Here is a 26470-nt window from a genome sequence, read left to right on the forward strand (position 1 = left end):
AAAAAAAACCCGTATAAACGCCTTTCACATATCTTCCCGGACAGGGAGCCTGCCCCATGAAAAAAAATATTTTTTTTATTCTGCCCTGTTTTTTTCTGACCTTTTCTTCCCTTGCCTTCTGCCTGCCTGCCGTGGCAGCCAACCCCCTTCTCAGGGGAATTGCCGAATACAGGGAGGAACGTTTTGAAGAGGCACTGATTTCATTTAAGCAGGCGGAAAAGGATGACCCCGCATCCTCCATCACGGCCTTTTATCTGGGACTGACTTTCAAGCAGACCGGAGATTATGAAAAAGCTGTCCGCCATTACCGAAAGGCCCTGATACTGAAACCCCGTATCAATGATGCCTATACAGAGATCATCGAAGTCCTGATGCGCATGGACCGTACCTCTGAGGCCAGCGGCTATATCCTTGAGGCGGAAAGCGAGGGCATACGGCCGGATCAGATCGCCTTTCTCAAAGGCCTGAATGCTGCCCGGAGAGGAAAAAGCGAAGAAGCCATCCAGGCCTTTCAGGATGCCATACAGAAAAACCCGGACCTGAGCACAGCCGCAGAACTCCAGATCGCAATGCTCCATGTGCAGGAAGGAAAACTCCGCCGGGCAAAAAACAGCCTGGAAGCCCTTTCCACCATGGCTCCTGATACGGATCAGGCAGACTTTGCAAAGGAATACAGCGAGTCCCTTTCCCTGCTCATGGAAAGGCACAGAAAGTGGCACTTCAGCCTTGGAGCCGAAGGCCGTTATGATGACAATGTCATTGCCAGTCCATCGACCCGGATCAGGGGCATAGATATAACAGATAAAAAGGACACGGCCCTTTCCAGCTCTTTTCAGGTGCGCTTCAGTCCACTTCTGGACAGGCCTTTCTCCTTTAACGGCCGCCTTGCCATGAACAGCACAGTTTACAGGGATACATCCACCCACAACACCCTGATGCCATCCCTTTCCCTTTCCCCTGCCTTCCACTTCAAAGGAGGCAACCTGTCACTGCCCCTGCTTTGGGACCGAACCTGGCTGGGAGGGCACGAATACATGAGCAATGCCAGTATCCGGCCCACCCTTCTGGTGCAGATGCAATCGAATCATACCCTCCGCCTTTCCGCAGCCTATACCAGAAGGGAGATGCTTCAGGCACCAAGGCTGGCCGATGAAAACCGGGACAGCGACATATACACTGCCTCAGCAGCCTATTTTTATTCATTCACGGAAGCCGGAGGGCTTTTTCATATCCGGTATGAGCATATCCGGGATGAGGCCGAAGGAAACAACTGGAAAAACAAAGGGCAGCGCTATGGCGCTGGCATCCTCATCCCCCTTCAGAAAAAAATCCGCCTGTCCTTCTCAGCAGAACATCTGAAACAGGATTACAGCAAAGAACACTCCGTATTCGGCATTCGCCGCAGGGATAAGGACACAGCCTGGACCGCCCTTTTTCTATGGGATCTTTCTCCCAACCTACTCTTCAGCCTGAGTTACACGGGCAGCAGGGATGATTCCAACATCCCAATTTATGAATACCGTCGCAATGTTTTAAGCGCAGGACTGGAATACCGCTTTTAATCCTAAAATAATGCCCGGCAAAAAAGAGCAAAGGAGGCCCCATGTACAGTCAAAACAGTTTCCACAAGATATCCAGCCTGCTCTTTTTTTCCCTTTTATGCCTGCCTTTCATCCACACCCCAGCCCTGCACGCAGAGCAGGCGGTGGGATATTTTGACAGAATTTCCGGCACAGTGGATGTGTTGAAAGGAGGGAACCTCCCTGCTTTACCCGCAGAAATCAATATGCTGCTTTATGTCCATGATGTCATACGCACCCGTAGTGCAGGCAGCGCCTCCATTCTTTTCAAAGACGGCAATCGTCTGGATATTGCGGAGCGCAGCCGCATCGACATTAAAGAATATCTGATGGGCGAAACCACGGGAAGCCATATCTTCTCCCTGCCCAGAGGAAAAACAAGAGCCATTGTAAACCCTGAAAACACAAAACGCCTTGCCCTTCCGGATTCCGGAAACCGCTTTGAGATCCATACCCCCAATGCCGTTGCAGGAGTAAGGGGAACCGACTTCATTGTTCTCCACGATAAAAACACCACAATGGTACTGGTGGATAAAGGACTTGTGGATGTTTTTAATCCCAAAAAACCCGAAATCCGGATAAGGCTGACTCCGGGCTATGCCAGCACCATCCTGCCGGGCCGGATACCCCAGAGCCCAAGATCCATAAAAACGAAAGAAATGCAAAGGCACCAGCAGGATACTTCCCGTGATGAGGCAGCAGATAGCGGAGAGGCTGAGGGCAGCCCCCCGGGTCCTGTCCCGGAAAAAAAGGGATTGGGTATCGCGCCCCTCTCCCTGGAAAGCCCTGATTTCAGCCCTCCCCTCCTTTTAGCGGATACGGAAAGAAGCATACTGGAAGCACCCCATAAAGGTACAGCTGAACCGCCGCCCATTACGGATCCCATAAACCAGCAGCCCCCTTTTCCTGATCCCAAACCTGAACCCGAACCTGAACCTGAACCCGAACCTGAGCCCGAACCTGAACCTGAGCCTGAGCCTGAACCTGAGCCCGAACCTGAACCTGAGCCTGAGCCTGAACCTGAGCCTGAACCTGAGCCTGAACCTGAGCCCGAACCTGAACCTGAGCCTGAGCCTGAACGGGCTTCCCTTTCCATGGCAGAGGGAACAAAATTCACCCCCAGTTCCCATGGACAGTGGGTCATCGTAGCGGATACACCTGTGCTGTTCGAATACCAGCTCAACGACAGTGGCAACTGGGTTGCATTAAACAGCACCCCGGAAGAAAGCATTAATTTTTATATCAATAATTTCGAAGAAGGCCTACATATCATTGATATCAGGGCAAAAAACCAAAACGATGAAATCATTGGCAAGCTTTCGGAAACATTCTTTTACGGTGCTGATACCTGGCATCTGACTGGAAGAATCCACAGTGACACCACAGCCCCTGCGGATACTTACGGCAAGTTTTATATGCACAGCACAATGAAGGAAGGCGTGATCCATATCCCTGTCAGTCTCAGCCAGCCAGAAGGTCCGCCGGATCGTTTTTACGGAGGTGGTTTCGCCTATGGAGAAACCACAACCATGGATCACGGATTCTGGATCACCGAAATTCCTGCCATCGTTCAGAGGGATGGGAAGATGCTCCATGGAGAAGGCTTTCTGAGCTACATGGGCATGCGCTACATGGGAAAAGGCGGAGTCATCTTCAATGCATTTTCCGATACAGACATGGTGGAAGGCCACGTCTCCACCTCGCTGGATCTTTTCACCAAACAGAAGCTGCGCATGACTCCCCTTGCCTTTGCCGCCATGCTGGACATGCCCATAGCCTTCTCTGGTAATCTTATTCCGGAAATTCACCACATGGAAACCATATGGGGAGGAGTCCATGACCAGAGCGGCAGCACTCTCTGGAACCTCCAGGCATCACAGCTCCATCAGCCGGTGAGCCTCATGGGAAGGTATCCCGTTACGGATCTCCATACACCCCGTATCTTTACGGGAAGCATGGCAAGCTATAATTACGTGGACGGCTCCATGTCCACCTATGATGGCGGTGCTTTCAGCGGCTTCATTGGAGGTCGGCAGATTCATGACAATATGGAAACAAGAATACGTTCCCTTTACCGGGATCCCTATAACAGAACGGGTATTTTCAGCGGAATCATGGGAGCTGCAGGGGAAAAAAACATTTTTGAGGGTATTTCCATGATGCACGTACAGGGGGGAATACAAAGCAGCGTTGCGCTGGCCAGCCGCCCGGACAGCGGTCCCCTTACCCCGATAAGCTATTACCTGAGCCTTTACTCCCGCCCAGGATCCTTTGCCAGCGGCGGTGCCATTAACACCGAAAACACCCTGGAACAGAACCTTCACATGATGCATCTTCCCGAATCTCCCTGTTGGGGAATCGCAAAGTTGCAGATGGGGGGCAGCTATACGGGAACGACGGGTCCGGACTGGCACCTGAAGGTACATACGGACGACAACCTTCCAGGCATAAACCTCCATGTTTCCATGACAGGAAACAACTGGGAGGAGGACAGGATAAGCGGAAAAAGCATAGGATACTACAGTCGCTCCGATGCCGCAGGCAACTCGACAGGAATCTATATCGGAGAAACCGTAGGCACCTTTGATGCCGCAGGATGGCAGGCCTTTGATCTGGGCAGCTTTATGAACACGGTCATGCTCCTCAGCAAAACAGACACGGGCAGCCATCCGGACACGGAGGCCCTGATCCAGCTTCGCATACCCGCCTTTGAAGTAGGCCGTGCCACCCTCTTCGGCAATAAGGACAGTGGAAACGGTATCATCAATGTACATATGAATGATGTCATCTTCCTTGCCCCTGTCACGGGTTCCCGTCCCCGCATCTGGGCCACAGAGAATATCTATGGCAACTACGGAAGCACCAGGGACTATCAGGGACTCACCGTCCCCCTTTCAGGAGATGGCCTGAGCACGAATTTCACCTTTCAAAAATTTGACACCGCCTTAAGGCAGTGGAAGGCCCATATCCATGACGGTGCAGGCAACCTTACAGGAGGCAGCTATACCGGAACTGTCAGCTTTGAAGGGGTTGCCGCAGGCCCGATCCATACGGATCTGCATCAGTTTTCCGGAACAGCCGCAGGCATTGTTGATCCATGAACCCTTTTTTCCGGAGAAAATTTTCGGAGTCTTATCCCCTCGAAAATGGAAAAAAAACTCCGAAAATTTTTCTATGCCATGTTTTCAAAACCCCCGAAGGCCTGCGAAAAAGCCTTTCCCTTGTCACGGGCATGGGAATTACCCTTTTCTGCGCAGGCCTTCTGTATGTTCAAGTCCCCTTTTTTGACCATGTGGAAAACAATCTTCTGGATTACCGTTTTAAAATGCGGGGCCCCCTGCCTGTTCCTGAAAATATTGTCATTGCAGCCATTGATGAAAAAAGCCTTGCCCGCCTCGGCCGCTGGCCCTGGGACAGAAATGTCATGGCAGGGCTTGTGGAAAAACTTGGTGAAGCAGATGCCGCCCTCATTGTCTGGGACGTTTTTTTCACAGAACCCGAAAAAAACGATGCCATCCTTGCAGAAGCCCTGTATCAGGCAGGCAATGCCCTGCTTCCCCTGGTCATGGATTTTGAGCACAGCCCAAAGCCCTTATCCAGCCCCATCCCCCCCCTTTCGGCCCTGACATCCATCGAAAACAGCAGTGCCTTTTCCCATTATCCGCCCATCCTTGCCAAGCGCCTTCTCATGCCCATGGACATGCTCATGGAAGATGCAAGGGGTCTTGGACACATCAACATGTTTCCCGACAAGGACGGTTCCCTGAGGTGGGAGGCCCTTATCATTGCCCATGACGGATATCTCTATCCGGCCCTGAGCCTCAGGGCCGCTGCGGAATACCTTCAGGTTCCGCTGGAAAAAATCCGGGTGGAAGCCACCCGCAGCATACAGCTCGGTGAGCGCACCATTCCCACGGACCCCTGGGGACGCACCCTCATCAATTATTACGGACCCGGCCGCAGCTTTCCCCATGTCTCCATTGTGGATATTCTGGAAAACCAGACCGACAAAAAAAAGCTTTCCGGCAGCATTGTTCTTATCGGAGCCACCGCCGCAGGCATCTACGACCTGCGGGTAACCCCCTACAGTGCGGCCATGCCCGGCGTGGAAAAGCATGCGTCCCTCATTGCGTCCTTTCTGGAAGACCAGCCCCTTCAAAAAGCCCCCTTTACCCTGAATCTGGCCCTGCTCCTCGGCTCTGGCCTTCTGCTCACCCTTGCCATCACCCGTTTCAGAGCCATAGAAACCTCTTCCCCTCTGGCTCTGGGTTTTCTTCTGGCACTGGGTGCCACAGGCCATGCAGCCTTTACAGGATACGGACTCTGGCTGAACCTGACCCTGCCCTTCCTCAATACCCTGCTCATTTACAGCGGCGTCACCGCACTCCACTACGGCGTTGAAGAAAAAAACGCCCGCCGCATCCGTGCCATGTTTTCTTCCTATGTCACGGAAAGGGTTGTGAATGAACTGATACAGCATCCTGAAATGGCAAAGCTGGGGGGGATCCGCAGGGAGGTGACCGTTCTTTTTTCCGATGTCCGGGGGTTCACCTCCTTTTCAGAAAAACATTCCCCGGAAGAGGTGGTCAGCATCCTCAATGAGTACCTCGGAGAAATGACAAGGGCCGTGTTCCGCCATGAGGGAACCCTCGACAAGTTCATCGGAGATGCTGTCATGGTTTTCTGGAACGCCCCCATGCTTCAGCCCGACCATGCCGCCCTTGGGGTGTATTGCGCCCTGGACATGGTTGAAAGGCTTGAAAGGCTCCAGCAGAAATGGAAAAAGGAAGGAAAACCCCTTCTGGACTGTGGCATCGGACTCAACACTGGCGAAGTGCTGGTGGGCAACATTGGTGCCGAGGGCCAGAAAATGGATTACACCATCATTGGCGATCAGGTGAACCTGGGGGCCAGACTGGAGTCCCTGACAAAAAAATATCAGGCCCGCATCCTGATCAGTGATGAGACCCTTAAAAGAATCCGGCCTTTCATGGAAGAGGGCCGCTTCCCCGGGCTGGTGGTCAGGGGCCGTGAAAGGGTCATTGTCAAGGGTAAGGAGAAGCCCGTCACCCTGTACGAGGTGAGTCAGGAAAAAAACGCTTCTGCGGCCCAAATTATTCCATGCAGCCGGAACGATGTAGTAAAAATGACAGAAAAATAGTTGAAAAACCGCCTGCAATGTGTCACATGCAGAACTGGTTTCAGGCCCGCCGCCTTTGTCTTCACCATCCCGGCCTGTACCGGGCTTATCTGAAAACACAGCCCGGCACCAGAGACCGGCAATCTCTCCTGGATGCGAGGCCCCATGGACAAACTCCCTGTCTCTTTTCAGCAGGTCAGCTTCTCTTATGAAAACAGCATTCCCGTACTGGATGATGTCAGTTTTGACATCCATGCAAGGGAACTGGTTGCCATGGTCGGCCCCAATGGCGGGGGAAAAACCACCCTTTTAAAACTCATGACCGGCATGCTGACCCCGTCTTCAGGCAGCGTAAGTCTCTTTGGAAAAAAGCCCCTCTACGCCCGTCCCAGAATCGGATACATGCCCCAGTACCTGCACTTTGATCCCGATTTTCCCATTACAGTCCGGGAAGTGGTACTCATGGGCCGTCTGGGTCGCGGCGGCATTCGGGGCTTTCTGGGCTGGCCGGATAAAAAGGACCGCAGCAAGGCCATGGAATGCCTTGCCCATGTGGAAATGGATACTCTGGCGGATCGTCCCTTTTCCGATCTGTCCGGAGGCCAGAAGCAGAGGGTTATGATTGCAAGGGCCCTTGCCTGCGAACCGGAACTTCTGCTTCTGGATGAACCCACGGCCAATGTGGATTCCCAGACGGAAAGCCGTTTCATGGCCCTTCTGGAAGAGCTTTCAGAAAAAATTACCGTAATCATGGTTTCCCATGACATGGGTTTTGTCAGTGCCCTTGTAAAGAGCGTTCTCTGCGTCAACAGAAAAGTGGTGGTGCATCCCACATCGGAACTCACGGGAACGGCCATTCAGGATATTTATAACTGCAGCATGCAGATGGTCCGGCACGACCACCGCTGCACGGAAAAAGGGCATACCCATGTCATCCCTGATCAGCGTTCTCTTTGACCCGGATATCGTTTTTCTGCGTTATGCCTTTGCTGCGGGAATTCTGTCCAGCATCAGCTTCGGCGTGGTGGGCTCCTATGTGGTGGCCAGACGCATCAGCACCATTGCCGGAGCCATTGCCCACTGTGTGCTGGGCGGTATCGGCTTTGCGCTTTTCATGCAGGAAAGGAGCGATTCCATTTTGTGGACGCCCCTTACGGGTGCCCTGATGGCAGCCCTGATGGCGGCCTTTATCATAGGCCTGGTCAGCCTCAGGGCAGGACAGAGGGAGGATACGGTCATCAATGCCCTCTGGGCTGTGGGCATGGCCATTGGTCTTCTTTTCATGGCAAGGACATCGGGATACATTGATCCCATGAGTTTTCTCTTCGGTAACATCCTCATGATAGGACCCGCCGACCTTCAGCTCATGGGCATCATGGCTGCCTTCATCATCCTGATGGTCGTGCTTTTCTACAACAAGCTTGTGGCCGTATGCTTTGACGAGGAATTTCTGGAACTCAGGGGGGTTCCCGCCCATTTTTATTATTTCATGCTCCTTGTTCTCACAGCTTTAAGTATTGTTCTTTTAATCCGGGTGGTGGGTATTGTGCTGGTCATTGCCATGCTGACCCTGCCCGCAGCCATCGCCGGCCAGCTCTCCCGGAGCCTTGCCGGCATGATGGGGCTTGCCGTTCTTTTTTCCATGGGCTTTACCACAGGAGGTATTGCCTTAAGCTTTGAAACGGATCTGCCCACAGGTCCTGTCATTGTGGTGCTGGCTGCGGCCAGCTATCTCTGCCTGCTGATCTACCGTTTCATTGATGGCAGGCTGAACAAAACCACCCTTCACTCAAAATAAAACACGAGGCCCCGGAGTTTTTGTCTCTCCGAGCCTTAAACACACAACATTAAAGAAAAAAAGGATCTGGAATTGCTCGAAAAAAACTCCCTTGACCGCTGGGCCCTGGAAAATGCGCTGGATCTTTACGGCGTACGCAACTGGGGTGCCGGTTATTTCGACATTTCCCAGGATGGCGAGGTTATCATCACCCCCATTCCTGACCGTAAGGATCTGAGCATCAGCATCCCCAAACTCATAGAAGGCATCCGGGCAAGGGGCAAGGAAATGCCCGTGCTGCTGCGCATAGAGAACATTCTGGATTCCCAGATCTCATGCCTGCACAATGCCTTTGCCCTTGCCATTAAAAATGCAGGATACAGGGGGAATTTCAGGGGCGTCTATCCCATCAAGGTCAACCAGCAGAAACAGGTGGTGGAAGAGGTGGCCAGCTTCGGTGCCCGCTACCATCACGGCCTTGAAGCCGGTTCCAAGGCAGAACTCATTGCCGCCCTCTCCTTCCTTAAAGACCCCGAGGCCTGCATCATCTGCAACGGCTACAAGGACGAGGAATTTGTGGATCTGGCCCTCTGGGCCTGCAAGATGGGCTTCCCCTGCTTCCTTGTGGTGGAGATGCCCGGAGAACTGGAACTCATCCTTGAAAGGGCTGCCATCATTGAGGTTCGGCCCCTGATCGGAATCCGCATCAAACTGGCTTCCAAGGCTGGCGGTCACTGGACGGACTCCGGAGGAGACCGCAGCATTTTCGGCCTTGATACCACCCAGGTTGTGGGCCTTGTGGACAGACTCCGGGAAGTTGACATGCTGGACTGCCTCCAGCTCCTTCACTATCATCTAGGTTCCCAGATACCCAACATCCGGGATATCCGTAATGCCGTACTGGAAGCCTGCCGCATTTATGCGGGTCTTATCAGCGAAGGGGCACCCATGGGCTATCTGGACCTTGGCGGCGGGCTTGCGGTGGACTACGACGGCTCCCACACCAACTTCTCCAACTCCCGCAACTACAGCATTGATGAGTACTGCGCGGACATTGTGGAAACCGTCATGGGTGTTATGGATGAGGAAGAACTGGAACATCCTACCATCATTACGGAATCCGGCAGGGCCACGGTAGCCTATTATTCCGTGCTTCTTTTCAACATTCTCGATGTCAGCCGTCTGGAACCCCAGCCCTTTCTCAGTGATATCCCCGAAGATGCACCGGATGTGATTGTCAATCTGGTGGATGTTCTGCATTCCCTGACCCTGCGCAATCTTCAGGAATGCTTCAACGATGCCATCTATTACAGGGATGAACTGCGCCAGCGTTTTCAGCATGGCGCCGTTACCTTACGGGAGCGCTCCCTCGGTGAAACCATTTTCTGGCACATCATCCACACCATTGCCCAGGACGTGAAAAAACTCAAACGCATTCCACCGGAACTCAGTGAGCTGGATGATGCCCTCGCAGACATCTACTATGGCAACCTGAGTGTTTTCCAGAGCCTCCCCGATGCCTGGGCCATTGACCATATCTTTCCTATCATGCCCATTCACAGGCTGCTGGAAAAACCCACACGCAACGCCGTCATTGCAGACATCACCTGCGACTGCGACGGCAAACTGGACAGCTTCATTGACATCCATGGTGTCAGAAGATCCCTGCCCCTGCACGAACTCCGGCCCGATGAGGAGTATTATCTCGGTGCCTTTCTGGTGGGTGCCTATCAGGAAACCCTTGGGGATCTGCACAACCTTTTCGGGGATACCAATGTGGTCAGTGTCCGTATCCGGGAAGACGGTACCCTTGATTATGTCAAGGAAATGGAAGGGGATTCCGTGGCCGATGTTCTGAGTTATGTGGAATACAGCCCCAAAGCCATGGCTGAACGTTTCCGGCATACGGCAGAAATGGCCATCAAGGCCGGATTCATCAGCGTTGAAGACCGCTACAAGGTCATGAAAGCCTATGAAACGGGCTTACTGGGATACACCTACTATGAACGCTGAGACCTTAAAAACGAGCAAAAAAAACAAGGGAGGTAACCAATGTCCAGGGTTTTAATTATCGGTGCCGGCGGTGTCGGTCAGGTGGTGGCCCACAAATGCGCCCAGCTTCCCGACATTTTTTCCGAAATCATGCTTGCAAGCCGCACAAAGGAAAAATGCGACCGCATTGCCGCCCAGTTAAAACGCCCCATACAGACGGCTGCTCTGGATGCGGACAGGGTGGTGGATACCGTGGCCCTGATCCGTCAGTTTCAGCCGGAAATGGTCATCAACGTGGCCCTGCCCTATCAGGATCTTGCCATCATGGACGCCTGCCTTGAAACCGGCGTACACTATCTGGATACGGCCAACTACGAGCCCCCGGATGTGGCAAAATTTGAGTATAAATGGCAGTGGGCCTATCAGGACCGATTCAAGGAAAAAGGCCTCATGGCCCTTCTCGGCAGCGGCTTTGACCCCGGTGTCACCAATGTTTTCTGTGCCTATGCCCAAAAGCATCACTTTGATGAAATCCATACCCTGGACATCATCGACTGCAACGCAGGGGACCATGGCCAGCCCTTTGCCACCAATTTCAACCCGGAAATCAATATCCGGGAAATCACCCAGAGGGGCCGGTACTGGGAAAGGGGCGAATGGGTGGAGACCGATCCCCTTTCCTGGTCCATGACCTATGATTTTCCCGAAGGAATCGGCCCTAAAAAATGCTTCCTCCTCTACCACGAGGAACTGGAATCTTTGGTAAGGCATCTGAAAGGCCTGAAAAGGGCACGCTTCTGGATGACCTTTTCCGATGCCTACCTTACTCACCTGAAAGTCCTTGAAAATGTGGGCATGACACGCATTGATCCGGTGGAAATCAAGGGCCAGCAGATTGCCCCCATTGAATTTTTAAAAGCCGTTCTCCCCGATCCGGGAAGTCTTGGCCCCCTTACCAAGGGGCGTACCTGCATCGGCTGCCTCATGAAGGGTATAAAAGACGGCAAAGAAAAAACCGTCTATATCTATAATATCTGCAGCCATGAAGAGGCCTATGCTGAAGTGGGTTCCCAGGCCATCTCCTACACCACGGGGGTTCCGGCCATGATCGGTGCCAAAATGATGCTCTCCGGTAAATGGACGGGCAAGGGTGTTTTCAACATGGAAGAGCTGGACCCCGATCCTTTCATGGAAGCCCTGAACCTTCACGGACTGCCCTGGAAGGAAGTGATTCTCTAATGCTGACGGACTTCCTTGGAAAAGCCCTGGGCTTTGACCCCCACGACATCTCCACACCCGCCTTTGTGGTGGATGAAAGGCGCATAGAAAAAAACCTTGCCCGCCTGCGGGAGGTAAAGGAGCGGACAGGATGTCACATCCTTCTGGCTTTGAAGGGTTTTTCCATGTTCTCCACCTTTCCCCTGATCCGAAAAAGCCTTGATGGGACCTGCGCCAGCTCCGTGCATGAGGCCATGCTTGGAAAGGAAGCCTTTGGCGGCGAGGTGCACGCCTTTGCCGCGGCCTTCAGCAAAGAGGACATGGAAAGCTTTCTTTCCATCACAGATCATCTGGTCTTCAACTCCTTTTCCCTGTGGGAGCGTTTTAAACCCATGGTGATGTCAGCCCCCAGGAAAATCAGCTGCGGAATCAGGGTGAACCCGGAGCGCTCCGTTGGCAGGGTTGCCATCTACGATCCCTGTGCACCCGGCTCCCGGCTGGGAGTCAGGCCAAAGGATTTCAGGCCGGATATGCTTGAGGGCATAGATGGACTACATTTTCATGCCCTCTGCGAGCAGAACAGCCACGAACTTGAAATCGTTCTGGAAGGCTTTGTTCAGCACTTCGGAGAATTCATCCCCTCCATGAAATGGGTGAACTTCGGTGGCGGTCACCATATTTCAAGACAGGACTATGATCTGGAAAAGCTCTGCCGCCTGATCACGGATTTCAGAAAACGCTTCAACAATATCCCCGTGTATCTGGAACCGGGAGAAGCCATTGCCCTGGACACGGGCTTTCTTGTGGCCGAGGTGCTGGACATCGCAGGCTCAGGCCCGGATACCCACGCCATCCTGGACAGCTCCGCCACCTGTCACATGCCCGATGTGCTGGAAATGCCCTACAGGCCGCAGATCATCGGAGCCGGAGAAGAGGGAGAAAAAGCCCATACATACCAGTTAGGCGGTCTTTCCTGCCTTGCCGGGGACAACATCGGCCGCTACAGCTTTGACGCCCCCCTTGCCGTGGGAGACCGGCTGGTCTTCACGGACATGGCCCACTACTCCATGGTTAAAACCAATACCTTCAACGGCATTCCCCTGCCTTCCATCTACCGCATGGACATGGAAGGAAAAATGCATCTGGAACGAAAATTCGGGTATCAGGACTTTAAAACCAGACTGGGATGAAGATAAGGAAGTTTTTTAATGGAAAATAACAACGCCTATCCTTTTTTTATGGCTAGTGAAAATCCGGGAAACAACCCGGACAAATGCCTCTTTCATGTCATTCCCGTACCATGGGAAGCCAGTGTATCCTATGGCGGAGGCACGGCCATGGGACCTTCGGCCATATTAAAAGCTTCGGACCAGCTGGAACGTTTTGACGGTGTGGATGAGCCTGCAAATCTTGGCATATGGACCCATCCGCCCGTGGCCTGCGAATCTTCCCCCGCCAAGGTGCTTTCCCGTATTGCCAAAGCCTGTGACAGTGTTTTTTCCAGATATGGCATTCCCGTACTTTTAGGGGGGGAACACACCGTGACACTGGGCGGACTCATGGCTGCAAAGGAAGTTTTTGGAGAAATCGGCATCGTACAGATTGATGCCCATGCGGATCTAAGGGATGCCTATGAGGGGAACCCCTACAGCCATGCATCCGTAATGCGCAGGGCACTGGATCTTGGTCATAGTGTATTTCAGGTGGGAGTCCGTGCCCTGTCCTCCGAAGAAGCGGACTTCAGGGAGGCCTTTCCTGTGGCACATCTGGATGCATCGGCCATTGCCCTTTCAGGTATTCCGAATAACCTTCTGCCCCATGATTTCCCTGAACGTATCTGGCTTACCATTGATGTGGATGGCATCGATCCTACGGTGATGCCGGCCACTGGCACGCCTGTACCCGGAGGCCTGTCCTGGTATCAGACCCTTGATGTTATAGCGAAATCCGTATCCGGACGCAGAATTATCGGTTTTGACTGCGTGGAACTGGCCCCCATTGATGGCCTGCATCATTCGGATTTTACAGCGGCTCACCTGATTTATCAGACCATGGGAATGATTCAGAGACAATCCAGACTTCCCTGAACCACCAAGTCCGGAAATGGTTTTTTATCTGGGCAACACAGCGTTCGGCAATAGTGAACATCGGCTCTTTTGTATCCGCCACTTCGCCTGCTGCATCTTTTTTATCCAATCTTTTTTTCCTTTTCCGAAAAAAAGAACCTTATTCAGTACCAGAAAAAACATCAAATCATAGACCAGGCCTTGCTTCAAAAAAATAAAAGCAATGTTTTCAAATACAAACACTATAAAAACACAAAACACCTAAAACATGGCACGCAAGATGCAATACAATACTACGAATCCAAGTGATTCAATGACCTGCCCCGGTCGGGTTATCCTTAACAAGGTAACCTAGCCCACTTAAAACCGGAAATCATTCCGGTCCCATCCATATAACTCGCCAAATACCTGCCAGGCTGGGTGTCCCTTCGACCAGGACACCCGGCGATAACCCTCCCCCCATACTTTCAGAACATCTTCTTAAAAACCTACAGCACCCATAAAATTTCATATCCATAAATTCAGTGATTTACCCTCGACATAAAACACCCGGATATAATAATGCACCTTTCAACCAGCTTGAAAATCTTTCCCTTTGCCTGTAATTTGAAATCTGATACTGATTTCTTGGTTTGCACGCAAAAAATCATCAAATTCCCAATAAAAAATCATAACTGGTAAAACAGAAAAGAAACGGAAAACACATGGGGCCTCTGGCAGAAGAAATGAATCAGCCACTTGAATCCAAGGCACTGCTGGCCTGCCTTGAGGTAGGAAAAACCCTGACATCCACCCTGGATCTCAACGAAATCCTACAGCTGATCATGGAAAAAATCAGCAGTTTTGTTGCAGCTGAGCACTGGTCTCTGCTGCTTCGAAACGAAGAGAGCGGTGAGTTGAGCTTTAAAATTATTGTTGGTATTGATAAAGAATTCCTTTCGGATGTCACCATTGAAAAGGGCAGAGGGATTGCCGGGTATGTGGCTGAAAGCGGAGAGTCCCTCTTTGTACCATCCGTAAAGAATGACCCCCGTTTTTTCCCGGGCATTGATGCCGTCACCGGCTTTGAAACCCGGTCCGCCTTCTGTCTTCCCCTGTGCATCCATGGTAAAGTTCTTGGCGTCATTGAAATTCTTAACCTTGAAGACGTAAAAATTTTTAAAGAACTGCATCTCCCCATTTTGACGCTGCTTGCGGATTACGCAGCCATTGCCATAAGAAATGCCCAGTTCCTGGACCACATTCGTCTTCTCAGCATTACAGATGAATATACAGGCCTGTACAATGCCAGATACATGCATGAACTTTTAGAAAAAATGCTCCATGCGCTACACACTGAAAATAAAAAAGCGGCTGTGGTTTTTATGGATATGGATCACTTCAAAACAGTTGTCGATACAAGAGGACACCTGATGGGCTCAGAGGTTCTCCGTGAAGTAGGACAAACCGTAAAAGCAGCTCTGAGTAAAAAAGATATTGTAATAAAATACGGGGGAGATGAGTATGTGATGATCTTTCCTGACTGCAACAGAATAGATGCCCATGAAAAATGTACGAAAATACTAAACGCCATCCGCAGAACACCCTTCCTGCAATCAGATCCGCAGCCCCCTGTACATGTAACTGCCAGTCTGGGCTTTGCTATTTATCCTGATGATGCCGTCACCAGAAAACAATTGCTTCTCCTTGCGGACCAGGCCATGTACAAGGCAAAAAAAAGGGGGAAAAACAGTGTTGTTTCCTGGGCAGAGGAAGGAAATGAAAACGCTTAAGGTAAATTTACAAAGGCTAAATAAAACAAACCTCCAAGGGTATCCTGACCGGGATCGATCCACGACACATACCGTTTCACTTATCGCTGCTTCCTTCCGGATCTGACGAGGTTCATGATGGTATGTTACGCAGCGGCCGGTCAGGATACCCCTGGAGGCTCATTCACTCGGGGAATATACAGCCCCATAAGCTTCTTGACAAGACATTCTTCACTTAGTTTTTAAAAGAAAGCATAAACCACTCTTGAATACGCAGTCTTTTTTCCTAAAAAAAATTATCACGACCCTTACCATCCACAAAATGTGGCATAAGGAAGACAGTATCCTGATCGCCGTGTCCGGTGGCGCCGACTCCATGGCCCTGCTCCATGGCCTTTCAGATCTCAAAGACCTGCATGGTGCTTTTATGGGAGTTGCCCATCTGAACCATGGTCTCAGGCCCGAAGCGGATGAAGAAGAATCCTTTGTGGCCGATCAGGCAGCACGGCTTGGCATGCCCTTCCACAGCCGCAAAGCCTGCCTTGAAAGGGAGCATCCCGGCCTCGGTTGCGAAGAGGCTGGTCGCGCAGCCCGGTATGACTTCTTTCATTTTTTAATGAAAACGAAAAATTATACCCGGATTGCCACAGCCCACCATGCAGACGACAGGAGAGAGCAGATCCTCATGAATCTGGTCCGGGGCTGCGGTCCTGACGGCCTTGAGGGAATTCCTGCGGTGCGGGATGGATTCATTGTAAGACCCCTGATTACCACGGAGCGTGAGCCTATCATCACCTACCTTCAGACCAAAGGACTTTCCTGGAAGGAAGATCCTTCCAACAGGGATACCCGCTTTCTGCGCAACCGCATCCGGCACCAGCTCATTCCCCTTCTGGAAGAGAATTTCAATCCCGCCATCCGCAAAGCGCTTCTGCGGACAGGAGACATAGCCGCTGAAGAGAACAGATGGATGAACACCATGGCGGAAAAAACATACGGCAGGCTGTTGCTAAAGGAAAACGGGAATTCCGTCAGCATGGACAAAAACGAGCTGTCAAAGCTTCTTCCCGGACATCAGGCCCGTGTTCTGCGCCATGCCATCTTCCGCATACAGGGGCACCTGCAGGCCATGGGCCAGCCCCATATAGAAGCCATGCATAAGGCCCTTCAATCCACAGAGTCCAGCGAGCTTCATCTTCCAGGGAAAATTCTTGTCAGGCTTTCCCAAAACATCCTTGAAATCAAAAAAACAGGACATCCCCTGAGAAAAAAAGAAAGCCCTCTGCCTTTTTTTTCAAAGGAACTGCATCTGCCTGAAAAGCTGCCCGCAAGCATTCTCCTTCCCCATGATTTCGGAAGACTTGAGATTTTAGATCAGCAGCCATCCAATACTCCTGCGGATATGTACACATCGCTTTCAGACCGGCTGTTTCCGCTGACCATCCGTGCCCCCCTGCCGGGCGATCGCATGCATCCATGGGGCCGGGGAGGAAGCAGAAAACTGATGCGTCTGTTTTCAGAAAAAAAAGTCCCAAAAGAGCTTCGCCGAAAAAGGCCTGTTATTGCAGTAAAAGAAGGTATCATATGGGTACCGGGGCTGCCACCGGATGAAAAAAACAAGGCTGAAAACTCCAATGACAGGCCTGTATGGCTTTTATGGTATGATGAAAAACTTTAAAAAAAACATGAAGAACCTTCACGAAATTCCACCGGGTGTGTTATAGGAATAGGGATATTCGTTGTATTCAGTTTATCCTGAAGACAATGAAGGCCAGATTGCCCTGCACAAGGGAGCCAGCGGGCTATATACACCCGGGCTGACTTGCCTGATGCAGGATTGTGATTATTATATGCAGGACGTTTTGTCATAAGGCAATTCCATATATGGTAAAAAATCCGCTGTTTCATCCGTATCAGGTAAAAGGTTTTTTTTGCGGCTTGTCAAGGATAGTATTAAAAAGATTACAATTCATTCCTGATTACATGGCCCGGAAATTTTTTCCATCCAACCTTTATTTTGCGGACAAACATCCACGCTCCGGGAGGGCGCTTTGAACCCATTTTACAAAAATCTTTCTCTGTGGCTCGTCATCATTCTCATGATGATCATGCTTTACAACATCTTTAACCAGCCCCAGTATGCCGAGGAAAGTATTGGATATTCCGAATTTCTAGCCATGGTGGACAGAGACCAGGTCTCCAATGTCACCATACAGGGCAATGATCTTCTGGTGGTCACACCGACCAACCAGCGTTTCAAGGTTTATGCCCCAGACGATACGGAACTCATTCCCATGCTCCGTACCAAAGGTGTTGCCATTAAAGCCAGACCTCCTGCGGAATCTCCATGGTTTCTTACAGTACTGGTTTCCTGGCTTCCCATGCTTCTGCTGATAGGTGTCTGGATCTTTTTCATGCGCCAGATGCAGGGCGGAGGCGGCAAGGCCATGAGTTTTGGTAAGAGCAAGGCACGGCTCATGGATGAAAATACCACAAGGGTCACATTTGTGGATGTGGCAGGTGTGGAAGAAGCCAAGGAAGAGCTTGAAGAAATTGTAGACTTTCTTAAGGATCCCAAAAAGTTTACCCGCCTCGGCGGACGTATTCCAAAGGGTGTTCTGCTTACAGGATCTCCCGGAACAGGCAAAACCCTACTGGCCCGGGCCGTTGCCGGAGAGGCAGGAGTTCCTTTTTTCAGTATTTCCGGTTCCGATTTTGTGGAAATGTTTGTGGGTGTCGGTGCTTCCCGTGTCCGGGATCTTTTCAATCAGGGCAAGAAAAATGCCCCCTGCATAATCTTCATCGATGAAATTGACGCAGTAGGCCGCCAGAGGGGTGCCGGCCTTGGTGGTGGACACGATGAAAGGGAGCAGACCCTTAATCAGATGCTGGTGGAAATGGATGGCTTTGAATCCAATGAGGGAGTCATACTCATCGCCGCCACCAACAGACCCGATGTTCTCGATCCTGCCCTTCTGCGGCCCGGCCGTTTTGACCGGCAGGTTGTGGTTCCCCTGCCTGATATTGCAGGCAGAGAGGCCATTCTGCGCGTTCACATGAAAAAATCCCCCATAGGAAAAGATGTGAATATTAAGGTGCTGGCCAAAGGCACCCCCGGCTTTTCCGGTGCAGATCTCGAAAACATGGTCAATGAAGCCGCCCTGATAGCTGCCAAGCGGGACAAGGATTTCCTGGACATGAAGGACTTTGAAGATGCCAAGGATAAAGTTTACATGGGCCTTGAGCGTAAATCCAATGTCATGAGTGAAGAGGAAAAAAAGGTAACGGCCTACCATGAAGCTGGCCACGCCCTTGTTGCAAGGCTTCTGCCATTTACGGATCCTGTGAACAAGATCACCATTATCCCAAGGGGACGGGCTGCCGGTATCACATGGTTTCTTCCCGATGAAAGTGTATTCCGCTACAAGGACCAGCTGATCAGCGGACTGTCCGTCGCCTTTGGCGGACGGGCTGCCGAAGAAATCATCTTCAAGCGCATCAGCACAGGTGCATCCAATGACATCAAGCAGGCAACTGATGTGGCTCAGCGCATGGTTCGCTCCTGGGGCATGAGCGATGACCTTGGCCCCATTTCCTATGCCAAGGGAGATGAACAGATTTTTCTTGGCCGGGACATTGGTCAGAACCGGGATTATTCCGATGAGACAGCGAGAAAAATTGATTATGAAATTTCCAGCCTTATCCATAATGCCTACCAGAACGCCCTGGAAGTACTTAAGGATAACCTTGAAATACTGCACAAACTTTCAGCCATGCTTCTCGACAAGGAAACTGTTTCCGGAAAAGAACTGGATGATCTGATTTTAACCATACGCCCGGATATTATCTTTCCCTCCCATCTGCCGGAAATGGACGAGGACGACAATCTCTACGACGCACCGGAACGCAAAGGGCCGGAAAACTATACCGGACAGGGAAAAGACGGAATCAGTCCGGATTCAGGAGATGAAAATCAGGATGACAAACAGGACGGAAATGACAGTCCTGAGCCTGAAGAACCCGGACAGCAGGAAGAAGACAGAGATAAAAAACAGGATGACGACACCCGGTCCTGATCTTTGAAAATCGGTTATCAAGCATATTCATACGGGCCTTTTTCCAGCCTTCTCAGGCAGAAAAAGGCCCGTATATTTTCATTACAGGAGATTCCATGCCGGAACTCATGCTTCAGACAGCAAGAACAACCCTTTCCATAAAAGGGCGCTGTGCACTCATGGGCATTATCAACTGCACCCCGGACTCCTTTTCCGACGGAGGCCGTTTTATGGCTCTGGAAAAGGCACTGACCCATGCCAGAGATATAATTGATCATGGTGCCGATATTCTGGATGTGGGAGGAGAATCAACCCGCCCCTTTTCCACGCCAGTGTCTGCAGAAGAAGAATGCCGGCGGGTCATCCCTCTGATCCGGGAACTGAGGCGGGAAACGAACCTGCCCATCTCCATCGATACCCGCAAAGCCAGCGTGGCTAAAGCAGCCATTGAAGCAGGCGCAGATATTATCAACGACATATCAGCACTGGAAGACCCGGACATGCTGCCCCTTTGTACAGACACAGGTGCAGCCATTGTTCTCATGCACATGCAGGGCACTCCGGCAACCATGCAGCTTCAACCCCGTTACAGCGATGTGGTCAGGGAAGTGTCAGACTATCTGCGTACAAAAAGCGAACAGGCCCTGAAAAGTGGGATAGCTGCCAATCGCATTGTTCTGGACCCCGGAATCGGTTTCGGAAAAAACCTGCAGGACAATCTTAAGCTGCTGGCCAACCTCAGCACACTTAATACCCTTGGCTTCCCACTTTTGCTGGGTACTTCCCGTAAAAAATTCATCCGGACCCTTTCTGCCAGCCATAAACAGGAGCCGGATGTACTTTCAATGGAGGTTCTGGCCGGAACGCTGGCCACCAGTATTGCAGGTTTTCAAAGCGGTGCATCCATACTGAGAATCCATGATGTGGCAGCCACCCGTTCTGCGCTGCAAGTTTATACAGCCATATGCAATGCTGCACCTTCCGGAACATTCCCGTAAAAAACATTCTGAGTCAGGCAGATGCCGCTTGACAAAAAGTTCTGTTTGCTGGAATCTTGCCACGCAATTTTCCAAAACACCATGAGGAGGTTCCATGCTGCTGGTCATCGATGTTGGAAACACCAATACTGTCATTGGGGTTTTCGAGGAAACAATACTTCATAAAGACTGGCGCATCCCATCCAAACGGGATACCACGGCGGATGAATTTTATGTTCTGGTGAAAAACCTCTTTGAAGATGCCGCCATCCCCCTTAAAGAAATCCGGAAAACCATAATTTCATGCGTTGTCCCGCCTATGGTTCCGGTACTGGATGCCTTCTGTCGCCGCCATATACAGGCCCCCCCACCCCACTGGGTTGATGCGGATTCCGTCAAAGGATGGATGCCCATCCTCTACACCAATCCCTCAGAAGTAGGTGCCGACCGCATTGTCAACAGCGTTGCCGCTTACCATCGATATCCCCAGGCACTTATAGTCATTGATTTTGGCACGGCAACGACCTTTGATGTCATTTCAGAAGCAGGAGAATATCTCGGAGGAGCCATCTCTCCAGGAATTGCAATTGCTGCGGATGCCCTTTTCCAGCGGGCCTCCAAACTGCCCAGAGTTGCCCTGTTCAACCCTCCTTCAAAGGTGATAGGCAAAGATACGGAAAGCAGCCTGAAATCCGGCATAATACATGGATACGCCGCTCTGGTGGACGGTATGGTGGAAAAAATCCGTGAAGAACTACCAGCTCCGCTAAAAGTCATCGCCACCGGTGGCCTTGCTCCCCTTATGCAGGCAGTATCCCGCACCATTGAAGTAGTGGACAGCAACCTCACACTGGAGGGCCTTCGTCTCCTGAGTGAAAGAATGGAATAAACAACAAAAACCCCGCCCTGTCAGAGGCGGGGCCAAAGGAAGCTTGTCCGGAAGAATCAGCCTGTTCCGCTCAGACCCGTCCGCTTTCCCTTAAGGCATCAAGAAAAACCTCATAAAAGCGCTGATGATCTGCCAGCCCCTGACGGAGAAAGCCCTCAAGATCGGGCAGATGGCGTACATTCATCACCATATTGACACTCCGGATAAAAGCCATGAGGGAATCCAGGGTGCTGTGACGTTCAGAAAGCATCACCGCAAACATTTCCCTGCGCATGGACATGGGCAGACGTTCCAGATAAAGCAGCACTGGATTGCGTTCACTGCCTCCCCCGCCGAAGGCCTCATGCACCATGACCAGCTTACAGGTATGCATACGAAGATTTTTAAGGGCTTCGTGGGGTTCCTTAACCGCTATCACCTGATATTCCATCAGTTCAAGGGCTTTCTGAATCTGTCCTTGCAATTGGGGATCTTCCACACAGATCAGGGCCAGCTCCCCCTCCTCTTCGGCAAAAACCAGAGAGGAAAAGGACTTGCGTTCATCCTCCTTGGCGGAAGCGCTTTCCACCACATCCCCGGATGAATCTTCAGTTTCAGTCCACCCGTTTCCGGCAGAAGGTGCCGTAAAGGAGCTGCGGTGCCAGCATTTCGGGCAGGTCATCCCCACGGTTTTACCCGGAGGCACCTTACCCTCGGGGATACGGAAGGAGGCATCGCACCCCTCACACACCAAGACCATCCCATCTTCCCCTGCCATCAGAACCCTCCCTTGCGACCATACGTCCGGTCAATTTCAAGGTTGTCTATATCCGTTGTTTTCTCTCCCCTGGCCGATTTTACACGGTCAATGCCACGGGCAACGGATTCCCTCTTGGAAGCATAGGCCAGCGCCGTGGCCTCGGTGACAAGCCCCTTTTCATAAAGCTCGGTAATGGAATCATCAAAGGTGCACAAGCCCCGGTGCCGACCCGCCTGAATCATTTCATAAAAGGTCTTGCCATCGGATTCGCCGTGCATGATCACGTCCTTGACCCTGAGACTGGTGCCAAGAATTTCAAAGGCTGCGACCCGCCCCCCCCCCACCTTGGGCAAAAGACGCTGACACACAATCCATTTGACGGAATCGGACAGGCGGATACGCATCTGCCTTTCCTCTTCCGTCTCAAACATACCGATGATACGGTTAATGGTTTTTCCCGCATCCACCGTATGCAGAGTGGTCAGTACCAGATGCCCGGTTTCTGCGGCCCTGAGACCAATTTCCACGGACTCCCTGTCACGCATCTCACCTACCAGAATCACCTTGGGAGCCTGACGGAGTGCCGCACGCAGACCTGTGACATAGTCTGGAAAATCCACACCGTATTCCCTCTGATTAAAGGTGGATTTTTTCTGGGGATGCTGATATTCCACCGGATCCTCAAGGGTGACCACATGCACTTCCTGGGTATTGTTGATGGCATCCAGCATGGCCGCAAGGCTTGTGGATTTACCGGAACCCGTGGCACCCGTCACAAAAATCAGCCCGTTTTTTTCTGCGGCAATTTTATGGAACACGTCAGGAAGATTCAGGGTATCAATGGTGGGAATACGGGCCTCCAGTTTTCGAAGAACCGTGGAATAATTTCCTCCGGACTGGGAAAACACATTCACACGGAATCTGGCTTTACCGGGCAGACCATAGGAAAGGTCACAGGAACCCTCCTGAACCAGCTGGCGGGCCATACGGCGATTCCTTCCCACAAGGGTCAGGGCCAGTATTTCCGTCTGATAAGGGGTCAGAGAAGGCAGTGGTGGTGTCATGGGAACCCCCAGCAGCCTGCCATCGCTCTCCACCTGTGGCGGGCGGCCTGCGGTAAAGTTGAGATCCGACACATTCTGCCTGTAATCCAGCATCTGCGTAAGAATATGATCAATTTCCTGCTTTTTCATAACATTCCCCTTTCCATTTTAAAGCCATCAGGATTTAAAACCATCAGGAATGATCTCAGACTTCCGTGAAATCCAGTGGCGGATTCTTAAGGAAATTGACAAAACGGGATTTTTCATTGGATTTGGAATAGGCATCATCGGCAGAGATAACACCCTTGGTGTAAAGATTCATAATGGCATCATCCAAAAGCTGCATGCCGTATTTTTTACCCGTCTGAATCATGGAGGCTATCTGGAAGGTTTTTCCCTCCCGGATCAGGTTTCTCACCGCAGGATTGGCAATGAGAATCTCCATGGCAGCAACACGGCCCTTCTGGTCCACCCTTTTAAAAAGGGTCTGGGAAATCACAGCCCGGATGCTGTCTGCAAGGGTGGAGCGAACCTGAGCCTGCTGGTTGGCCGGAAAAACTTCTATGATGCGGTCAATGGTTTTGGCCGCACTGTTGGTATGGAGGGTGGCCAGTACAAGATGGCCGGTACTGGCCGCCTCAATGGCCAGGGAGATGGTTTCCAGATCCCGCATCTCGCCCACAAGAATCACATCCGGGTCTTCACGCAAAGCCCCGCGCAGGGCCGCAGAAAAGCTTTTGGTATGGCTGCCCACCTCCCGGTGATTGATGAGGGCACTCTGGCTGGTGTGCACAAATTCGATGGGATCTTCCACGGTGATAATATGATCTTTGCGATGGCGGTTGGCCACATCCAGAATGGCTGCAAGGGTGGTGGACTTACCGGAACCCGTAGGACCTGTGACCAGTACCAGTCCACGGGGCAGCAGGGCCAGCTTGGAAATCACCGTGGGCAGTCCCAGCTGTTCCGCCGTCAGGATATTGGTGGGGATTTCCCTGAAAACGGCCCCGACCCCGTTACGCTGGAGAAAAAAGTTGGCCCTGTACCGGGCAAGCCCTTGGATTTCATAACCAAAATCCACATCCCCCGTTTCTTCAAAGGATTTGATCTTATCCTCGGGACAAATCTCATACAGCATGGACCGCAGCTCATCATTGCCCAGCACCTTGTATTTGACCCTCTCCATATCCCCGTTGATCCGCAGGGCAGGCGGCTGCCCTGCCACAAGATGCAGATCCGAAGCACCCTGATCATGCATGAGTTTGAAAAAAGCGTCTATCCTTGCCATTTGTCATGTCTCCATAGAGTACAGCCATGCATGCCCCGGTAAGAGGTGCATGCCCCGGAAATCCATCCTCAGCCACCCATCATCATTCCCATCCTGTAAAGGGTCGAAACCAGCATCTGCTGAATAAAAACAATACCCAGAATGATGATTATGGGTGAAAAATCAATGCCACCAAACTGCAGGGGAATCCACCTGCGCACCCTGTCCATGACAGGATCTGTTACCTGATGCAAAAAGCGTACAATGGGGTTGTAAGGATCGGGATTCACCCAGGACAATAAAGCCCGTGCAATGAGAATCCATACATAAATGGTCAGCACCATTTCCGTTATTTTCGCCAGTGCAATAAAAAAATTACCCAATAAAAACATACAGACAAGACCCTTTACGTTAATGGTTTAGAAATCCTTTCCCTGCTGATCTTCCTTAAAGAAGCAGGAGGAACTCTTTTCCTTTTACCTTAAAACAGTTTTGACAGAATCTGTCAGCAATGCTTTTTTTGCAAAAATCCTTAAACATATGCCGCAGCATACGGCATGCCCCTGAAACCGTCAAGAATCAGGACAGATCCCGCATCCCGGACTGGATTAAGCCCCACTAAACTGATATGAAAATATCTACCTCCATTATCAAGGGAGAGCGATGTCCAGAAAAAAGCTGGCATTTTTTGTCAAAAACAACCTTTTTTTTAACAAGATTAGATATTGTCCCTTTTCCCATACCCCGAAAGGACCCCCCCATGTCTTCTGTGCTTACCGGAAAAACCACGGGTTTTATTGGTGCAGGCAATATGGCAGAGGCCATGATCCATGCCCTGCGTCACACCCTCGGACTTTCTCCGGAAAAAATCCTTGCATCGGATGCCAGCGAAATCCGCAGGCAACAGATCAGCAGACAGTATGGCATTGCAACCTTTGATGACAATATGGAAATTTTTCTCAGATCCGACATGGTCATCCTTGCCGTCAAGCCCCAGCAACTGCCGTCGGTAATCTCTTCCATGACCACAGATAAGCGCTATGGTCAGACAGCTTCCAGAAAACTAATAATCTCCATCGCTGCAGGCGTTGCCCTTGCAACACTGGAAAACCTGCTCACAGAGAGCCTGAGTCCGGAGCAGAAAGAAAAAATCATTCCCATACGCATCATGCCCAACACACCAGCCCTTGTGGGATGCGGCATGTCCGGCATCAGCCGGAGTGCACGGTCCAGCGATACGGACATGGAGCTGGCCATGGCCCTTGCCGCTTCCATGGGCAAGGTCTGCCTGCTGCCGGAATCCCTGATGGATGCCCTCACCGCCCTGTCCGGCTCCGGCCCTGCCTATGTTTTTCTTATGGCTGAAGCCATGATCCGGGCAGGAAGGGAAATGGGACTTTCCGAAGAAGACAGTCTGACACTCACGGTACAGACCCTGAAAGGTGCCGTAGCGCTGCTGGAAAAAGGAGATGCCGATGCCGCCACCCTGAGGCAGCGGGTGACCTCACCGGGAGGTACAACGGCAGCGGCCATTTCCGTATTCCAGAATACCGGATTTGAAGACCTTGTGGTAAAGGCCATTGCTGCGGCAAGGGACCGCTCGAGGGAGCTTTCAACACCCTCTCCCTGATAAACAATGCTTTCTCTCTGTAACCTTCATGCATAAAATGAATCTTTAGCCCAAAGGACAGTTCAGATACAGGATACCGTCACGAACTGTTTTTTCAATCAGCAGACAGTATGATTTGACAATCTCTTTTATCGCTGAGTCAGGAGTATCATCGGATTCTGCATTTTTTAATTTTTTGTAACTTCTGAGTAACTTCAAAAGTTACTTTATGACAAAACGCCGTAACACGGCGCGGGTTGCTGTTCAGCACCTTTTTCCAAAGACCATACCTGCAAGACAGATGCACAGGCCCCAGGCTATTTGCCCGTGACGCAATCTTATTCGGGAGCTTCTTGCCCTGTGCGGA

General features: G+C 51.4%; 20 protein-coding genes and 1 other RNA gene. 15 read left to right on the forward strand and 6 right to left on the reverse strand.

The features are described from left to right. Window positions 1-56: 56 nt before the first annotated feature. From LZ24_RS13175 to LZ24_RS13220, 10 genes are all read left to right on the forward strand, one after another. The gene (locus tag LZ24_RS13175) at window positions 57-1562 is read left to right on the forward strand and encodes a surface lipoprotein assembly modifier (protein WP_144685884.1); all 1506 of its coding nucleotides are present in this window, start codon (window positions 57-59) and stop codon (window positions 1560-1562) included. Between the two features lie 41 nt (window positions 1563-1603). Then, the gene (locus LZ24_RS13180) at window positions 1604-4681 is read left to right on the forward strand and encodes a FecR family protein (protein ID WP_144685886.1); all 3078 of its coding nucleotides are present in this window, start codon (window positions 1604-1606) and stop codon (window positions 4679-4681) included. Continuing rightward, window positions 4678-6741, forward strand: a complete 2064-nt coding sequence (locus tag LZ24_RS13185) for a CHASE2 domain-containing protein (protein ID WP_144685888.1) — start codon at window positions 4678-4680, stop codon at window positions 6739-6741. Before LZ24_RS13180 ends, LZ24_RS13185 begins: the two co-directional genes overlap by 4 nt. Window positions 6742-6885: 144 nt before the next feature. Then, window positions 6886-7677, forward strand: a complete 792-nt coding sequence (locus tag LZ24_RS13190; protein WP_144685890.1) for a metal ABC transporter ATP-binding protein — start codon at window positions 6886-6888, stop codon at window positions 7675-7677. Continuing rightward, the gene (locus LZ24_RS13195; RefSeq protein WP_144685892.1) at window positions 7649-8518 is read left to right on the forward strand and encodes a metal ABC transporter permease; all 870 of its coding nucleotides are present in this window, start codon (window positions 7649-7651) and stop codon (window positions 8516-8518) included. Before LZ24_RS13190 ends, LZ24_RS13195 begins: the two co-directional genes overlap by 29 nt. Before the next feature lie 72 nt (window positions 8519-8590). Continuing rightward, window positions 8591-10510 (forward strand): biosynthetic arginine decarboxylase, encoded by a 1920-nt coding sequence (gene speA / locus LZ24_RS13200; protein WP_144685895.1) that lies wholly within the window; start codon window positions 8591-8593, stop codon window positions 10508-10510. Between the two features lie 39 nt (window positions 10511-10549). Continuing rightward, window positions 10550-11728: a saccharopine dehydrogenase family protein gene (locus tag LZ24_RS13205; protein ID WP_144685897.1), complete on the forward strand. Its 1179-nt coding sequence runs from the start codon at window positions 10550-10552 to the stop codon at window positions 11726-11728. Beyond that, window positions 11728-12897 (forward strand): carboxynorspermidine decarboxylase, encoded by a 1170-nt coding sequence (nspC, locus tag LZ24_RS13210; RefSeq protein ID WP_144685899.1) that lies wholly within the window; start codon window positions 11728-11730, stop codon window positions 12895-12897. Before LZ24_RS13205 ends, nspC begins: the two co-directional genes overlap by 1 nt. A gap of 18 nt (window positions 12898-12915) precedes the next feature. Beyond that, a complete protein-coding gene (gene speB, locus LZ24_RS13215; protein WP_144685901.1) occupies window positions 12916-13794 on the forward strand; it encodes an agmatinase in 879 nt (292 codons plus the stop codon). A 683-nt stretch (window positions 13795-14477) separates the two neighbouring features. Further along, window positions 14478-15545, forward strand: coding sequence for a sensor domain-containing diguanylate cyclase (locus LZ24_RS13220; protein WP_144685903.1), 1068 nt, complete (start codon window positions 14478-14480; stop codon window positions 15543-15545). Window positions 15546-15588: 43 nt separating this feature from the next. On the opposite strand, the gene ffs is transcribed toward LZ24_RS13220, so the two are convergent. Next, window positions 15589-15687: signal recognition particle sRNA small type (gene ffs, locus LZ24_RS13225), an RNA gene on the reverse strand. A 102-nt stretch (window positions 15688-15789) separates the two neighbouring features. On the opposite strand from ffs, the gene tilS reads away from it, so the two are divergent. The 4 genes from tilS (at window position 15790) to LZ24_RS13245 (ending at window position 21445) form a co-directional block, all read left to right on the forward strand. Then, window positions 15790-17202 (forward strand): tRNA lysidine(34) synthetase TilS, encoded by a 1413-nt coding sequence (gene tilS, locus LZ24_RS13230; RefSeq protein WP_144685905.1) that lies wholly within the window; start codon window positions 15790-15792, stop codon window positions 17200-17202. Window positions 17203-17575: 373 nt separating this feature from the next. Further along, window positions 17576-19600 (forward strand): ATP-dependent zinc metalloprotease FtsH, encoded by a 2025-nt coding sequence (ftsH, locus tag LZ24_RS13235; RefSeq protein WP_144685908.1) that lies wholly within the window; start codon window positions 17576-17578, stop codon window positions 19598-19600. A gap of 95 nt (window positions 19601-19695) precedes the next feature. Next, entirely contained in the window at window positions 19696-20577 is an 882-nt protein-coding gene (gene folP / locus LZ24_RS13240; protein WP_222427635.1) for a dihydropteroate synthase, read from the forward strand. 94 nt (window positions 20578-20671) lie between these two features. Continuing rightward, entirely contained in the window at window positions 20672-21445 is a 774-nt protein-coding gene (locus LZ24_RS13245) for a type III pantothenate kinase (RefSeq protein WP_144685910.1), read from the forward strand. Between the two features lie 70 nt (window positions 21446-21515). On the opposite strand, the gene LZ24_RS13250 is transcribed toward LZ24_RS13245, so the two are convergent. From LZ24_RS13250 to LZ24_RS13265, 4 genes are all read right to left on the reverse strand, one after another. Continuing rightward, window positions 21516-22202 carry a zinc-ribbon domain-containing protein gene (locus LZ24_RS13250; RefSeq protein ID WP_144685912.1) on the reverse strand — a complete coding sequence of 229 codons (687 nt, stop codon included), beginning with the start codon at window positions 22200-22202 and terminating at the stop codon, window positions 21516-21518. Continuing rightward, window positions 22202-23377 carry a type IV pilus twitching motility protein PilT gene (locus LZ24_RS13255; protein WP_144685915.1) on the reverse strand — a complete coding sequence of 392 codons (1176 nt, stop codon included), beginning with the start codon at window positions 23375-23377 and terminating at the stop codon, window positions 22202-22204. The genes LZ24_RS13250 and LZ24_RS13255 overlap by 1 nt, the downstream gene beginning before the upstream one ends. Before the next feature lie 55 nt (window positions 23378-23432). Further along, window positions 23433-24515 (reverse strand): type IV pilus twitching motility protein PilT, encoded by a 1083-nt coding sequence (locus tag LZ24_RS13260; protein ID WP_144685917.1) that lies wholly within the window; start codon window positions 24513-24515, stop codon window positions 23433-23435. Between the two features lie 68 nt (window positions 24516-24583). Next, window positions 24584-24886, reverse strand: a complete 303-nt coding sequence (locus tag LZ24_RS13265) for a YggT family protein (RefSeq protein WP_144685919.1) — start codon at window positions 24884-24886, stop codon at window positions 24584-24586. Between the two features lie 368 nt (window positions 24887-25254). Here LZ24_RS13265 and proC point away from each other — a divergent pair, with 368 nt between their 5' ends. Continuing rightward, window positions 25255-26124, forward strand: a complete 870-nt coding sequence (proC, locus tag LZ24_RS13270) for a pyrroline-5-carboxylate reductase (protein ID WP_186443145.1) — start codon at window positions 25255-25257, stop codon at window positions 26122-26124. 148 nt (window positions 26125-26272) lie between these two features. Here proC and LZ24_RS17645 read toward each other — a convergent pair. After that, window positions 26273-26470: hypothetical protein (locus LZ24_RS17645; RefSeq protein ID WP_222427636.1), on the reverse strand; the 198-nt coding region annotated here is incomplete at its 5' end.

Source organism: Desulfobotulus alkaliphilus (assembly GCF_007830435.1).
Classification (GTDB): domain Bacteria; phylum Desulfobacterota; class Desulfobacteria; order Desulfobacterales; family ASO4-4; genus Desulfobotulus; species Desulfobotulus alkaliphilus.